Raw genomic sequence first — 12,835 nt, forward strand, 5'->3', positions numbered from 1 at the left:
TAAATATGTTAAATCAAGAGCTTGGACACAAATTGAAAATTAAGTTTGGTACGCCTGAACTTACAAATTATCAGATACTGTGCATAAAAAATGATATAAAATCCCTAGTTGCTAGAGGTGTAACACCAACAGAAAGTGACTGGGCTGAAGTTGTAAAAAGACATTGCCCTCAAGCAGGTAGTTACTTCTACAAAGGTGCGGATACGTCAGACTTGATTACGTTATTACAATTAGCAACTAAAGATTAGGTATATTAAATGAGCTTACAGATATTAAAAAAAGAACTAGAGTCTGCTTTACTTATCACAAGTTGGTCTCCTTCTGATGCAGATTTAAAAGAAATCGCAACGAAGTTGCGAGAATTTGAAGGACAACCGAATAAGGGCAACATTAGTCGCATTGTTCTAAGCGTAGTTGGTTCATATGAATCAATGTTGTTAGAAGGTGTTGATAACTCTGATTTAACAACCTTACTTCTTCTTGCAACTAAAACGGATGCAAGTGATGACGAATGAGCAATCAGTTCTCTCCGCTGAGTCTCACCTAGAACAATTAAAGCAGAGTTACATGGCTCACCTTACTCCAATTGTTCTTAAGCTTAAAAGTCAAGGAGAGGCTCCTACGTTAAATGAACTTTTGAAATGCCAGCAACTTGGTACTCAATATTTTAACTACGCTGAACACTTTGTAGGCAATAGTGGTCTGTTGGGAGCACATGCAAACGGTAAATGGGTCACGGGTTTTGCGGAGACGTGTCATAGTATTTTAAGTGCATTCATCGTGCATGTTAATTTTTTACGCAGTCACTCGGAAGTCCTTAAAGGTGCTCTTGAGGAACCGAGTTCCTCAGCTTACGCAAACATGCAAAGAATGACAAAAGAGTATCTCCCTAAGGATCAATGGCAACAATTAGAACAAAATTTTAAAAATAACTCTTTGCCATTGACAGGGTTCAATTTTGTAGGAGCAAATGATTTGAAAGAAACACCTAAGTGGCAACTTATAACTGGCTTAGCTGTTGGCTTAACGTTTGCGTTACTAGTAATGACTGCTGCGATCTTTATTCCAAACCCAACATCAACACAGTTCTTCATATTTCGTGGTGTGTTTGCCATTTCGTTAGCCGCCATTGCAGCAATTATTCCTGGCCTATTAAATGTTGAATCTAGATTTCAAAAATTTTCAATCAAGGCAACAGGGGCTATAGCAGTGTTTGTAATTGTGTATCTGTTAAATCCTCCCGCTTTAGTAGGCAGTTAACAAGCAATTTAAGAGGGATTCACAACGCTCGGCATTTTTGATTCTACTTCAAATTTAGTGTTTATGGCACAATGCTTTAAGTGCGGGTGGTAGCGTTGTTCACCCCTTAATTGGGCGTTAGTTGCTGTCCAGCAGCGTTTAGATTTCGTGAGGTTATATGGCTCATTTCGTTGATTTCGAAAAAATGAGAGAGAAAATATTTATTCTGAACAATGTTGTGTTGTCTGGAGAAGCGTTTGCTATTAAATATAAGGTAGGTATTGAAGGTGAACCATCCCTGTACACTAAGTCAGAGTACTGGACAATGCTTAAGCGTATTGTCAGTAATTCATGTTTAGAGTTGTCTGTTTTAATCCGAAACTCCAAAGAGTTAAGAGATCTAAAAGAAGGTAAGTCTGAATCCCATAAAATAATCACGTGTGCAGATTTTATCGACCATAAGGTTGAGACTTATGATTTCATGTATATCGCTAATAAAATTATACATGCGAAGTCTTTTCTATTGACGTCTGTGGGGTCAAATCAGTATGAGGAGTCTTTTGAGTGGTGGGATGGATTAATCGAGGTATCTGGCACCGCTCAAAATGGGAAAGATTGGAGTCTAAGTTTTAACCTTTCTGATTGGCTTGGAAGCGTAGTTAATTATCTCAATTATTCACAGTTGGTGATTTATGAAATTCAAAAGGACTCCTACGATATTCAACGTAGCAACTAACAATAAATTTAAGAGTGATTCACAACGTTCGGCGCTTTCACTTCAAGCTAGTTTAGTTTTTATAGCGCAATGTTTAGGTAAGGTGTCAGCGTTGTTCACACCTTAATTTGGCGTTATGCCATTTAGGAGCACCTAATGGAAGAGATGCTAAGTCCAAACTTTACTCATGAAAAACTAGAAAATCCGTGCATCGAGGATTTGATTGACGTTTTTGAGGATCTGTGGCGAGGATGCATTTTCAAACCAGTTAGATCCCTGATTTGCTCTCCACACGGTTCGGTTGCGGCGATGTGTGTACTATGTTCCTACTACGAAGCCATTGAAAGCCTTTATACCGGCCAATCGAGTAGAAATAAGTCTCAGGAGTTTTTTGTTAAGGGTTTTTCACGAGTATTCTCCAGTTCAGAGGGAACAGATCTCGGAGCGAAAGAGATTTACATTCATGTTCGCTGTGGTTTAGCACATGAGGGAATGCTTCGGTCAAAGGTTCACTACAGTAATGTCGGGCGCAAAGCCTTTTTCTTAACTTATCCAAAAAATGGCGATGGTTCGCTTGATTTAAGTGGCCCCAGTAAATCGATAGTGGTTAACCCAGGAAGAATGTTCGAAGCTACGGTTCAACATTTTGAAGAATATGTGAAGTTACTCCGTAGTCAGCAGAATGCTGAGCTTGTGGCAAATTTTGAGTCTTTTGTAACTGAGCAATACGCTGTCGGCAAAGGAGAGAGTATTATCGGTATGACATATGAGGAGTTTTCTAGTGGGGCATAACAATGCAAGGCACAGCGACGGCTTTTCCGTTGCGGCTTCGCCTTCACTACAAAGCCGCTCGTGCTTGCGGCGTTAGGCATTTGGAGAAAAAAGTGGCGTATTTGAGAATTATTTCAGCTGTTTTGATTATCGGTTCTGCACTTTATTGGATAAAAAATCCTGAGAGTAATGTAGAACCAATAATTGTTATCATTGGCTCTGTCGTGGGTCTAATCTTTAGCTTTAAAGACCTTGTTTCAAACAAAAATCTTCCACAAAATGATGTGCAAGGAATAGAACCAATTACAGTCAAGTTGAAACGAGAGAGCGTCCGTTGTTATGGCGAATGGATTGACTATGGGATTCAAATTAACTTTGAAATCTATTTCCATGAACCAGTCCTACTAAAACGAGTGTTTCTTGATTATGAAGAACACTATGGCTTTGGTGAAAAATGGACAGATAGAGCACAGCTTCATTGCACTCAGCTCATAGAAGACGACTTGCTTTCTAACGATCTCAATACTTCGATAAATATACTTGATTCACAGGAGAGCTTGCCGGAACTTCCTCTACGGTTTGATGAAAAATCAATGCTGCAAGTAACGTTTGGTGGTTATGTTCCTGGTGAAAGGCTATCTGATGGCTGGGAAGGTATAACATTAGATAACTGGACAATAGTTATTGAATACAACGAGAGTGATCAGGTCAAAGTGCCAGTTGTTTTAAAGCCGCATGGCAAATCAGAAAAACGTGCAACCCAATGGGAATTCATTGGCTTTGTGAAAAATGCCTAACACATATGAGCCTTTCTCCGGTCAATAGGCAATAGCATTTTTTGGCTGCGCCTGCAGCCAATGCTCTCGAACAACAAAGTCGTCTACTTCGTTCTGTAATTTCCGCCATTAAGTCATTGCTTACGGCAAACACATATAGTAGGTCTCTTACTGCGGTCTCACCGCTGCCTGCCAATCATGTGACAGTTGCTTCCCGTTCCCTCGCAGGAGCGTGGGAACGAGTTATAGAGAATGACTTTTCCGTGGTCATCCACCGCGTGAAGAGAAAAGTGGTGCTTGGCGAGATCAACGCCACAAAAGAATTGAGCAGACATGGTTACCTCCGGTATTAAAGGCCGCACCTAAGTGTGGCAGATCTTCAAGAGGGGGAATCCATGTCATTCGTTAGTTGCTAAAGGAGAAATATGGAAGAATTATCAGGTGGGCGAGAGTCTGCAATTTATCGTGATGGTGAAATTATTTATCGACCATTACAGTTATGGAGCCCAACAATTCATAAACTGTTAACGCATTTACAAAGCTCAGGCTTAACAGAGTCGCCTAGATTTCTTGGCATTGAAGGGAAACAAGAAAAATTAAGTTTCGTTGTTGGTGATACTTATAATTATCCATTAGTTGGTGCTATTGCAACGTCAGAAGCTTTGAGATCAGCAGCTAAATTGCTTAGAAAAATTCATGACTCAACAGCATCGTTTGTCAGTAATAACGACATCGTAAATTTACCGTGGATGCTCGACCCACGAGAGCCATTCGAAGTTATATGTCATGGTGATTTCACGCCGTACAATGTAGCACTTTCAGGAAATTCAGTAGTTGGTGTGTTTGATTTTGACACAGCACATCCCGCTTCAAGAGTGTGGGACTTAGCTTATTCAATATATTGTTGGGCACCTTTTAAAACGGACAGCATTGATGGCCTTGGCACAATGGAAGAACAACTTTTAAGGGCAAGGTTATTCTGCGATAGCTACGATGCTACATATAGTCAAAGAGAGCAGCTTGCGGATGCAATGGTTCGGCGATTAAATGCCCTTGTGAACTTTATGCGAAAAGAAGCAGATAGTGGCGACGAGCAATTTGCGATAAACATTGAGGAAGGGCATCTACAATCTTACCTTAATGACATAGATTACATCGAAACTAACAAGCACAAAATTCAGCGCGTTGGACTTGATCCGTTTTACTGGACACGCATCGACGACCTGAGGAGGTCAGTATGCCAGCCTATAAAACGGGTAAAAAGACAGCGCAATATTCACTAGACTTCAAACTGAAAGCGGTTGAATGGAGCTATGAGACGTATCGAACAGTGAAGTCGGTTGCAGAGGCGCTTGATATCCATCCATTCATGCTATCGAAATGGCGTAAAGCGTATCGAGATGGAGAGTTTGGTATGGTCAAGTCCCAAAAAAATAAAGTGAAGCCAGACAAGGCGAAGGATGAGTTATCGGCACTCAAGAGACGGATCGCAGAGCTTGAAGAGAAAAGTGGTACTTGGCGAGATTAACGGCACAAAAGAATTGAGCCGACATGGTTACCTCCGTTATTAAAAGCCGCACCTCAGTGTGGCAGATTTTCAAGAGGGGAAATCTATGTCATTCGTTAGGCAATGATGTCATTCTGGATTGGACGTGTAATTAAATGAAAAATTATTTTGAGAGCCCGTTTAAGGGAAAACCTCTGATAGAACAAGTTAAGAACCCCAATATTAAGGTAGGCCGCTATAGCTATTATTCGGGGTATTATCATGGACACTCATTTGATGATTGCGCTCGCTTCCTCCTGCCTGATCGTGATGATGTTGATAAATTGATAATTGGAAGCTTTTGCTCTATCGGATCGGGAGCCTCCTTTATCATGGCTGGCAATCAAGGCCACCGATATGATTGGGTGACGTCATTCCCTTTTTTCTATATGAATGAGGAGCCGGCATTTTCGGAATCAGTTGATGCTTTCCAAAAGGCAGGTGATACCGTCATAGGGRGTGACGTGTGGATTGGGTCCGAGGCAATGATTATGCCTGGTGTAAAGGTTGGCCATGGAGCGGTAATTGGTAGTCGGGCTTTGGTTACCAAAGATGTAGAACCATACACAATTGTTGGTGGCAACCCCGCAAAAGCGATAAGGAAGCGCTTTTCAGAACAGGAAATTACAATGCTACTAGATATGAAGTGGTGGGATTGGCCGTTGGAGAAAATTAAAGAAGCAATGCCTCTTTTGTGCTCGTCCGATATTGAAGGCTTGTACCATTTTTCGCAACGCTCAGGTGCCTAACAAACGGCTGTTGCCATCCCTTCGGGGCTGGGACAGCCTTTCCACCGCTTCGCTGCCACAAATCAGCCCCAAATCCTGGAGTTATAAGTCTCTATGAAAATCGCGATATTTGTCTTAATCATTCTGCTGGTCGGAACCAATGCGTTTTGGTTTTACCAAGCGCTAGATTCTGGTATCACGGCAGCTTATCGGGATGACTCAATCGATAAGCTCCAGGAAACACAGGCGCAGCTTATGGCTGCCATACCCAAGCTGGCAGCTTCTCAGGAAAAGGCGGAAATTGTTGCTGCATTCGAGTCTGTCACAGACCAAGAGACTTATGAAAAAGAAGGCTGTACTTGGGTGGGCTGGGTAGGTCTGAAGTTTGGCGACGACGATAGACTATTGGCGGTTTCGCCATCTTGGTCATATCAGCAGGGAGTCCCTTGCTTTGATAACTAAACTGAGCCGTCTCTGTACTCAGCGTTAATTCCCCAGAGAAAGCAATTAATCCGTAGGGAATTTTTGTTTCTGGTGGAGCACACGTATCACTCGGCGATCAGGTGACTTAACAGGAATAAACCGGCTGTTTGGACGCTGAACAGCGTCACAAATGGCAGCGGCATCGTGTGTATCACTACAGGCTTCAATACCTATGCATATTGTAGGCATACTGGCTAACGCAGCCAATAATGTAGCGTATGAAAAAGAGTTATGGAGAATGACGTTTCCGTGGTCATCCACCGCGTGAAGAGAAAACAGTGTTTGGTGAGATGAACGCCAAATAAAAATTAAGCAGACTCAAAAATATCATGACTCAAGGAGGAAACATGATAACACCAATCATTATTTTAGTGCTTTTATCTAGCCCGTTGGCCATTGCCTTCATTTATTCAAAATTGAATGGCACGTTTTTGAACGTGAACAAGTATGCATGTTGGGGGCTGGGAGTCGCTTTTATATTCTTTTTTATTGGACACCTTGTTAAAGCTGAGGGCATGGTAGAAATGCTGCCTACATGGGTGCCACTTCGTTTGGAGTTAGTTTATTTCACGGGGTTGATTGAGCTATTAATTGGCATCGCGCTTTTTGTTCCACGGTATCAGCCTCTCGCAGCAAAACTTGCTATTGTTGTGTTTATCGCTTTCTTTCCAGCGAATGTTTATGCCGCAGTCAATGGGATAGGCCTTGGTGGGCATCAATGGGGGCCGAGCTATCTTTTAATACGCGGCCCTCTACAGGTGATACTCATTGCTTGGGCCTATTTCTTGTGTATAAAAGATCACCATAAGCCTATTAGACACAGTCAGGCGTAAGGGTCACTCGGTTAACGCGGAGATGAGTGTGACATTAAAAGAAGAAGGCCGCTGAGATAATAGCGTCATCAGAAGTTTTGTTTATCTATACAAGTTGATATTGGAGTTAATCATCATGAATGACCGTTCACGCGCCTTACTTGCCATCTTTGCCTTGATGCTTTCTTGGTCATCGATGGCGCAGTCGCTGCCAGGAGGAGCGATCCAAGAAGGATCGCTGGCTAATCAAAAATTGATCCAAGATGCGATGGCAGGGGTGCTGGTTACGGTGGCATCTCAAGGCTGTGAGAAGCCAGAGGAATTTGTGCCTTATGTGCGGGAAATGCCATTAGGCGAGGTAGGTACAAGGGTGTGGCGGGAGCTATGGATTGTCGAAGGTTGTGATGACACCTATCCAATAAAACTTCGCTTTCAGGAGGCGGGAGCTGGCGCTGCGAATTGGACGATTGAATAAACAAGGACGCTTATGAATACAGAACAGCAGGACTACTTAAACGCCTACCTTGCCACCTTAAGTGAAGCAGAACGTCAGGCGGTGCCTGAAACGATTGCCGAGTACTTTTGCGCGGATGAATACAATGCCAACGAATGCGCCCGTTTGATTGATCAAGGCATAAAACGCGCATCGTGTAGCTTAAAAGCATGCTACGAGATAGAAAACGAACCTTACCCGCAAGTGGGGCGTTTAACCGTGGTGCTTAACTGGGCGCAGCAGCCCGTTTGCATTATCAAAGTCACTGAGGTGAGCGAATGCCCGTTTGATCAAGTAACCGCTGAGTTCGCCGTAGCGGAAGGTGAAGGCGACAAGAGTTATGCGTGGTGGCGGCAGGCACATCTTGCGTTTTTTGAGCAAGAGGGGCAGGCACTCGGCGTACCGTTTACAACCCAATCCCCTTTGGTGTTAGAGCGCTTTGAGAAAGTCTATCCGCTTGATCACCATGAAACTGAGCAGGTAAGCGCATGATAAAACAAGTCGGTCAAACGCCCATCCAACCCGAACACTTAGCTCGCTGTCATTGCGGGGCGGTTGTGTTAGCCCTCGCGTTACCCAATGGGATTGAAAACCCCAGACGCTGCGATTGCTCAATGTGTCGACGCCGAGGCGCCATTGTTGGCTCAGTCAAGCTTGCACAATTGCGTGTCGTTGCTGGCAGAGAGCAACTCAGTGTGTATTCCTTTAATACTCACACTGCTAAGCACTATTTCTGCTCACGCTGTGGCATTTACACCCATCACCAACGTCGCTCCAATCCGAGTGAGTTTGGGTTCAATATTGCCTGCTTAGATGGCGTCAATCCGTTTGAGTTGGAGAATATTCCAGTGATGGATGGAGTTCATCATCCAGCGGATCGCTAGGATGTCGCGGATATCGTTTTGAGGAGTGGCCTCTCTTTAGTTTAGGTCATCAATATAGGATTAAGAGAATTACGTTAATATGAAAACGATAAATACGTGTGTTGTACTTTTTTTCTCTTCGTTGGTGTTATCTTCCGAGGCAGCATCTGAGCTGCCGATCAATAAGAGTAACGTAACGGGGCAGTGGATATGCTCGTTTACTATGCAGGGAGATAAAGTTTATAAGGAAAAGTGGGCATTAAAAGATAACAAGGAATTCGTATTAAACGGGCGTGTTGAATATTTTCTTGGTGAGGAAAGTGCGCGCTTTTCATACAATGCTACGGGTGAGTGGGAGTTAAGCAACGACACGATTAAGCTGGCTTACAATCCTTTTGAATTTCAGAGCAATGATAGCTTTAGCCAAGCCTATCTCTCAGAGATTGAAACCGTATACATTACGCCAGCATGGAATGGCACTCGGCGATTTCAGTACGACGTTGAGGCGTTATCCAAGTCGCGTATGCAAATCGGCGATGACTACGATAGTTGGCAATGTAAAAGAAACAAACGCGTGGGTTAAGCCAGTATTGTCCATCCAACCCGAACACTTGGCCCGCTGTCACTGCGGGACAGTTGTGCTCAGCGAATAGCTACTAGACATGTTCTTTAAGTTGTACATGTCTAGTTTGTTGCTCTATACTTCGGTGGTGTAAGAATAGGAGTGATCCGATGAAAATCATTTCGTTTACTGAAGCGAGAAATGGCCTCAAAACGGTATTAGATGGGGTGGTTGACGACGCTGATACCGCTATCATCACCCGACGTGATGCAGAGGATGCGGTGGTGATGTCGCTTGATTACTACAACAGCCTTATGGAAACCGTCCATCTGTTGCGCTCGCCCGCAAATGCTGAGCACCTAAATCGCTCCATTACTCAGTACAAGATGGGGAAAGCGATGGAGCACGCGTTAGTCGATGACGATGAGTAGTCGCTTACTTTGCTGGACGGATGATGCGTGGCGTGACTACGTATGCTGGCAAAGTCAGGATAGAAAAACACTCAAGCGAATCAACAAGCTCATCATCGATGTAAAACGAACGCCATTCGAGGGGATAGGTAAGCCTGAGGCACTAAAAGAAAATCTGACAGGCTTCTGGTCGCGGCGTATTGATGGACACCAATCGGCTGGTTTACGCGGTGGATGATACGTCTATTACGATCCTATCTTGCCGATATCACTATTAGTCACCTAGCGCCTGCGGTGCACAATGAAGGCGCGAGGCGTCATGCTCACCACCCTCAATAAAAATCACTCCTTATAACGCCTCTGGATAGTGCGTTTTCAGTAATTCTTCGACCACCGCCAGGTTCTGTCCAAGCTTTCTCAGTGCCAGCAAGCGTGTTTTGCTAAATTTAGCGTCTTTGGGCACCAAGCGCATGATGTAGGCAGCGCGTTTGCCTTGGTAGACATCCTCTGATTTATGGAAAAAAGCGTTACAGAACAGCAGCGCATCACCTGCATCCAACGCAGGCGTCACCTTACCTTTCTCCATGTAGTCATACTCTTGCTGAGTGATTTGAAACGGCGGGTGCTCGGGCACCGACGGGTCGGCAATGCGCACCAGTGAGTGCAATTGATTGGCTTCGCGGATCAGCGATAGGCGCACCGCCCCCTCTTCCATCACGATAGATAACTGCCCTGAGCCGGGTTCTTTCACTGGCGTCAGCGGGATCCATACCGTGAGCATATCTTCCGGCCGCTCCATAAAGCCAATCGAGTCAAAATCGGTATGGAAAGGAAAGCCTTGATCCTCGGGCGTTTTCTCCAAATATAAATCGGCCAAAATGCGATAGTCTGGCAGCAGTGCCTCAATGGTGTCGGCGATGTTGAGATCTGGGGCGCGGAATACCATGGGCCCATAAATCGCTTTTTTGTAAATGTCGGCATACCAAGTTTGCCCATTGGGCATGGCGTCGAGTTTGGCAGCGAGAGCCGTTTGTGTCTCTAGGCTCAGTACGCCAGGGACGACTTTGCCGTGATGAGGAGAGAGGTTGTCGAGAAAGTCCGGGTGAGCTGGCATAGAAGCTCCTTGAGGGGGATATAAAACCGAGTGTGTTAGCTTTAGTTTAGCAAATCACCGTCTTCACTGAATAACGGCGGTGGCGAGATAAATGTACTGACCGAGAATGCCCTACAAGTTTAAGCGTAACTGACGACCCGGTTGCGTCCAGAGAGTTTGGCGTTGTATAAAGCGTCATCGGCATGCTGGTAGAGGTGCTTAGCATCGAGCTGGGCCGCGTCGAGCTCTGCACAGCCAATTGACACGGACACACGGATAGCGGGGGAGTAGTCGAGGATCGAATGTTGGTCGTAAACGGCCTCGCAGAGCTGAGCGGCATAGTGCTGCGCCGCTTTTTGGTCGGTATTCGCCAACAGACAAGCGAACTCTTCCCCTCCAATGCGATAAATGTTGCTGTGCAGAGGAAGATGCGTTTCGAGTAATGACGCGAAGGCTTCGAGGACGTGATCGCCAACGATATGGCCGTAGTTATCGTTGATGCGTTTAAAATGGTCGATATCAATAATAAGCAGGGATAGAGGCTGATGTCGGTACCGGGCTTGTTCACCAAAGCGGGCAAGGTCACTGGCAAATTGACGGCGGTTGTATAGTTGTGTCAGCGGGTCAGTCGCAGCTTGGCGCATTAATGCTTGTTCTTCCGCCTTACGCTGACTGATATCCCACATCACCCCAGCGACCACACCTTGAGGCTTATTTTTCGGATCATTATTGGTGGTGATTTCTACCCACGTATATTCACCATTATCACGTTTAATCTGTAAGTCCATTTTTAGCTCGTTGCCAGCGGGCGATAAAAAATGGCGCACCCGCGAGAAAAACGCTCGACGATACTGAGGATGAATGCGACGCAGCCAGTGTCGGCTGGTGTAGGTACGGGAGTCACGAATACTGCTGGCAGCACTGTCACCGATGATCTCTGACGAGCACCAACAGATACCGCGTTGAACATCCACTTGCCAGGTGCTGCAGTGGGTATTGTCTTTAATGATTTCGATTTGCCGTTGTTTAGAAAACAGCTCGTTTTTTAGCACTGTACTGGCGATGAGATGTCCCGTGGCGCGCAGCAAGGTCACATCACTTTCTGACCAGCGTTGTTCACGCTCGCAATCATCAAACCCTAGTGTTCCCCACCATTTATTATCGACAATGATGGGGATAGTTAACATCGATAAAATGCGCTGTTGTGTTAAATAGCGTTTGAGCCAGGATGAGGGTAATTGATCAGTAATGACAGATTGATACTCGCCACGTTGTCGGCTTTCTATCAGCTCTCGGTACTCGGGGTGAGCGAGGCTAGAGCTAAAATGATTGAAGTGGGGGAGACGAATTTGCGCATACTTCTTCTCGTTGGCCCATTCAAAAACATAATCTTGCAAAATATTGGTGGGGCTGATCGCTAATACTTGAAACACCCACACGCGACTCACTTGCGTGACAGCTCCAATTTCAGCGAGCAAGTGATTAATGTTGGCAAGCCTGTCGTCACCACTGACCAGCATGTCTGCGCCGCGTAGCACAGCCGACAGCAGGTCGACATTCAGCTCAGAGAGCTGGTGTCTATCAAGTTCAGGTTGGATCCCGGTTAGGATGGTCATGCGATAGTCCGTTATCTACAAAGTCACCACTTTGTTGAGCGTAGCAGGCGCGTGTATAAATAGTTAACACGGAACACATTAAATGTTCAGTGTTGTGGGTCACGTTTGCATTTAGTCGCACTCGCTCTGTTAGTAAAAATAGACATAATCATCGCTGCAGTGGAATGAGTGCTGCGACAGTGTGAGTGGCTCACACACCTTGATATGGAAATAAGTATGAGAAAGTCAGTGGTAATAAAGCAAACCTCAACCCGTTTATGTGTGAATGATGACTGTTACACGATGCACAATATTGTTGATGCCAGCGTTGAAGAACTCACGTGGAAAGATCACCTGCTGAGGATGCTGGGGTTAGGAATACTAAGCGCGAGCTTTTTGTTTTTTATGTTGGTCGGTGAGCTGCCTTACGCGGAGTATTTGCCTGCAGTGGGCTTTGCTGCAGGCGCGTTGTTAGCTTTGCTGACAAGCGAAAAATACGTGCTACGCATTGAATATAACCACCAGGATGACACGGGCGTGCAGTGGCTGACCATCGCCAAAAGCGGAAAGAAAACAGATAAAATGCTTTTTGATGAATGCGTTAAAAAATTAAACTATCGGTTATTACACTAAGTCAGTGAATAAGGCTCAATTGACTGAGGCGCCAAGCGACAGAATAAAACTGTTAACTTGCTCCACAAACAGGACTTTTTTGCCTAAAAAACTGTATTAATGATGATTGGTAGTGC

The 12,835-nt window shown here is 44.9% G+C and carries 19 protein-coding genes and 2 pseudogenes; 18 read left to right on the top strand and 3 right to left on the bottom strand.

The annotated features are described in order from the left end of the window. Positions 1 to 5: 5 nt before the first annotated feature. From BZG23_RS01865 to BZG23_RS01890, 6 genes are all read left to right on the top strand, one after another. The gene (locus BZG23_RS01865) at positions 6 to 248 is read left to right on the top strand and encodes a hypothetical protein (RefSeq protein ID WP_077605966.1); all 243 of its coding nucleotides are present in this window, start codon (positions 6 to 8) and stop codon (positions 246 to 248) included. A gap of 9 nt (positions 249 to 257) precedes the next feature. Beyond that, on the top strand, positions 258 to 515 hold the full coding sequence (locus BZG23_RS01870) for a hypothetical protein (protein ID WP_077605967.1): 258 nt from the start codon (positions 258 to 260) through the stop codon (positions 513 to 515). Continuing rightward, entirely contained in the window at positions 505 to 1,260 is a 756-nt protein-coding gene (locus BZG23_RS01875; RefSeq protein ID WP_077605968.1) for a hypothetical protein, read from the top strand. The genes BZG23_RS01870 and BZG23_RS01875 overlap by 11 nt, the downstream gene beginning before the upstream one ends. A gap of 157 nt (positions 1,261 to 1,417) precedes the next feature. Next, positions 1,418 to 1,975: a hypothetical protein gene (locus BZG23_RS01880; protein WP_077605969.1), complete on the top strand. Its 558-nt coding sequence runs from the start codon at positions 1,418 to 1,420 to the stop codon at positions 1,973 to 1,975. Positions 1,976 to 2,110: 135 nt separating this feature from the next. After that, positions 2,111 to 2,746, top strand: coding sequence for a hypothetical protein (locus tag BZG23_RS01885; RefSeq protein WP_077605970.1), 636 nt, complete (start codon positions 2,111 to 2,113; stop codon positions 2,744 to 2,746). A gap of 2 nt (positions 2,747 to 2,748) precedes the next feature. After that, complete coding sequence (locus BZG23_RS01890) at positions 2,749 to 3,522, top strand: hypothetical protein (protein ID WP_077605971.1); 774 nt, start codon at positions 2,749 to 2,751, stop codon at positions 3,520 to 3,522. A 206-nt stretch (positions 3,523 to 3,728) separates the two neighbouring features. Here BZG23_RS01890 and BZG23_RS16435 read toward each other — a convergent pair. Then, a pseudogene (locus BZG23_RS16435) lies at positions 3,729 to 3,836 on the bottom strand (IS110 family transposase); the annotation flags it as partial. Between the two features lie 90 nt (positions 3,837 to 3,926). Between BZG23_RS16435 and BZG23_RS01895 the strand changes: the two are divergent. From BZG23_RS01895 to BZG23_RS01945, 11 genes and pseudogenes are all read left to right on the top strand, one after another. Then, entirely contained in the window at positions 3,927 to 4,784 is an 858-nt protein-coding gene (locus tag BZG23_RS01895; protein WP_241837168.1) for a phosphotransferase, read from the top strand. Further along, on the top strand, positions 4,739 to 5,029 hold the full coding sequence (locus BZG23_RS01900) for a transposase (protein ID WP_108743692.1): 291 nt from the start codon (positions 4,739 to 4,741) through the stop codon (positions 5,027 to 5,029). Before BZG23_RS01895 ends, BZG23_RS01900 begins: the two co-directional genes overlap by 46 nt. Positions 5,030 to 5,163: 134 nt before the next feature. Continuing rightward, on the top strand, positions 5,164 to 5,796 hold the full coding sequence (gene catB, locus BZG23_RS01905) for a type B chloramphenicol O-acetyltransferase (protein ID WP_077605972.1): 633 nt from the start codon (positions 5,164 to 5,166) through the stop codon (positions 5,794 to 5,796). Between the two features lie 93 nt (positions 5,797 to 5,889). Then, on the top strand, positions 5,890 to 6,237 hold the full coding sequence (locus tag BZG23_RS01910; RefSeq protein WP_046073451.1) for a hypothetical protein: 348 nt from the start codon (positions 5,890 to 5,892) through the stop codon (positions 6,235 to 6,237). A 368-nt stretch (positions 6,238 to 6,605) separates the two neighbouring features. Continuing rightward, complete coding sequence (locus BZG23_RS01915; protein ID WP_046073450.1) at positions 6,606 to 7,091, top strand: DoxX family protein; 486 nt, start codon at positions 6,606 to 6,608, stop codon at positions 7,089 to 7,091. Between the two features lie 115 nt (positions 7,092 to 7,206). Continuing rightward, positions 7,207 to 7,545, top strand: coding sequence for a hypothetical protein (locus BZG23_RS01920; RefSeq protein WP_198532104.1), 339 nt, complete (start codon positions 7,207 to 7,209; stop codon positions 7,543 to 7,545). Between the two features lie 12 nt (positions 7,546 to 7,557). Then, positions 7,558 to 8,055 carry an ASCH domain-containing protein gene (locus BZG23_RS01925; RefSeq protein ID WP_077605973.1) on the top strand — a complete coding sequence of 166 codons (498 nt, stop codon included), beginning with the start codon at positions 7,558 to 7,560 and terminating at the stop codon, positions 8,053 to 8,055. Next, entirely contained in the window at positions 8,052 to 8,447 is a 396-nt protein-coding gene (locus BZG23_RS01930) for a GFA family protein (RefSeq protein ID WP_077605974.1), read from the top strand. The genes BZG23_RS01925 and BZG23_RS01930 overlap by 4 nt, the downstream gene beginning before the upstream one ends. A 79-nt stretch (positions 8,448 to 8,526) precedes the next feature. Further along, positions 8,527 to 9,009, top strand: coding sequence for a hypothetical protein (locus BZG23_RS01935; protein ID WP_077605975.1), 483 nt, complete (start codon positions 8,527 to 8,529; stop codon positions 9,007 to 9,009). A 149-nt stretch (positions 9,010 to 9,158) separates the two neighbouring features. Beyond that, positions 9,159 to 9,419, top strand: coding sequence for a type II toxin-antitoxin system Phd/YefM family antitoxin (locus BZG23_RS01940; RefSeq protein ID WP_069590095.1), 261 nt, complete (start codon positions 9,159 to 9,161; stop codon positions 9,417 to 9,419). Continuing rightward, positions 9,406 to 9,676, top strand: a pseudogene (locus BZG23_RS01945) (Txe/YoeB family addiction module toxin). The gene BZG23_RS01940 and the pseudogene BZG23_RS01945 overlap by 14 nt, the downstream one beginning before the upstream one ends. Before the next feature lie 71 nt (positions 9,677 to 9,747). Here BZG23_RS01945 and BZG23_RS01950 read toward each other — a convergent pair. After that, positions 9,748 to 10,512 (bottom strand): hypothetical protein, encoded by a 765-nt coding sequence (locus BZG23_RS01950; RefSeq protein WP_077605976.1) that lies wholly within the window; start codon positions 10,510 to 10,512, stop codon positions 9,748 to 9,750. A gap of 119 nt (positions 10,513 to 10,631) precedes the next feature. Then, entirely contained in the window at positions 10,632 to 12,107 is a 1,476-nt protein-coding gene (locus BZG23_RS01955; RefSeq protein WP_077605977.1) for a sensor domain-containing diguanylate cyclase, read from the bottom strand. A gap of 216 nt (positions 12,108 to 12,323) precedes the next feature. Between BZG23_RS01955 and BZG23_RS01960 the strand changes: the two genes are divergently transcribed. Continuing rightward, the gene (locus BZG23_RS01960) at positions 12,324 to 12,719 is read left to right on the top strand and encodes a DUF6232 family protein (RefSeq protein ID WP_077605978.1); all 396 of its coding nucleotides are present in this window, start codon (positions 12,324 to 12,326) and stop codon (positions 12,717 to 12,719) included. Positions 12,720 to 12,835: the final 116 nt, after the last annotated feature.

It is taken from the genome of Salinivibrio sp. ML290 (assembly GCF_001995695.1).
GTDB classification, from domain to species: Bacteria; Pseudomonadota; Gammaproteobacteria; order Enterobacterales; family Vibrionaceae; genus Salinivibrio; species Salinivibrio siamensis.

What these genes read in the sequence shown, in the direction of transcription:
- BZG23_RS01865 (WP_077605966.1), top strand. Translation starts at nt 6, where the DNA reads ATGTTAAATCAAGAGCTTGGACACAAATTGAAAATTAAGTTTGGTACG.
- BZG23_RS01870 (WP_077605967.1), top strand. Translation starts at nt 258, where the DNA reads ATGAGCTTACAGATATTAAAAAAAGAACTAGAGTCTGCTTTACTTATC.
- BZG23_RS01875 (WP_077605968.1), top strand. Translation starts at nt 505, where the DNA reads ATGACGAATGAGCAATCAGTTCTCTCCGCTGAGTCTCACCTAGAACAA.
- BZG23_RS01880 (WP_077605969.1), top strand. Translation starts at nt 1,418, where the DNA reads ATGGCTCATTTCGTTGATTTCGAAAAAATGAGAGAGAAAATATTTATT.
- BZG23_RS01885 (WP_077605970.1), top strand. Translation starts at nt 2,111, where the DNA reads ATGGAAGAGATGCTAAGTCCAAACTTTACTCATGAAAAACTAGAAAAT.
- BZG23_RS01890 (WP_077605971.1), top strand. Translation starts at nt 2,749, where the DNA reads ATGCAAGGCACAGCGACGGCTTTTCCGTTGCGGCTTCGCCTTCACTAC.
- BZG23_RS01895 (WP_241837168.1), top strand. Translation starts at nt 3,927, where the DNA reads ATGGAAGAATTATCAGGTGGGCGAGAGTCTGCAATTTATCGTGATGGT.
- BZG23_RS01900 (WP_108743692.1), top strand. Translation starts at nt 4,739, where the DNA reads ATGCCAGCCTATAAAACGGGTAAAAAGACAGCGCAATATTCACTAGAC.
- BZG23_RS01910 (WP_046073451.1), top strand. Translation starts at nt 5,890, where the DNA reads ATGAAAATCGCGATATTTGTCTTAATCATTCTGCTGGTCGGAACCAAT.
- BZG23_RS01915 (WP_046073450.1), top strand. Translation starts at nt 6,606, where the DNA reads ATGATAACACCAATCATTATTTTAGTGCTTTTATCTAGCCCGTTGGCC.
- BZG23_RS01920 (WP_198532104.1), top strand. Translation starts at nt 7,207, where the DNA reads ATGAATGACCGTTCACGCGCCTTACTTGCCATCTTTGCCTTGATGCTT.
- BZG23_RS01925 (WP_077605973.1), top strand. Translation starts at nt 7,558, where the DNA reads ATGAATACAGAACAGCAGGACTACTTAAACGCCTACCTTGCCACCTTA.
- BZG23_RS01930 (WP_077605974.1), top strand. Translation starts at nt 8,052, where the DNA reads ATGATAAAACAAGTCGGTCAAACGCCCATCCAACCCGAACACTTAGCT.
- BZG23_RS01935 (WP_077605975.1), top strand. Translation starts at nt 8,527, where the DNA reads ATGAAAACGATAAATACGTGTGTTGTACTTTTTTTCTCTTCGTTGGTG.
- BZG23_RS01940 (WP_069590095.1), top strand. Translation starts at nt 9,159, where the DNA reads ATGAAAATCATTTCGTTTACTGAAGCGAGAAATGGCCTCAAAACGGTA.
- BZG23_RS01950 (WP_077605976.1), bottom strand. Translation starts at nt 10,512, where the DNA reads ATGCCAGCTCACCCGGACTTTCTCGACAACCTCTCTCCTCATCACGGC.
- BZG23_RS01955 (WP_077605977.1), bottom strand. Translation starts at nt 12,107, where the DNA reads ATGACCATCCTAACCGGGATCCAACCTGAACTTGATAGACACCAGCTC.
- BZG23_RS01960 (WP_077605978.1), top strand. Translation starts at nt 12,324, where the DNA reads ATGAGAAAGTCAGTGGTAATAAAGCAAACCTCAACCCGTTTATGTGTG.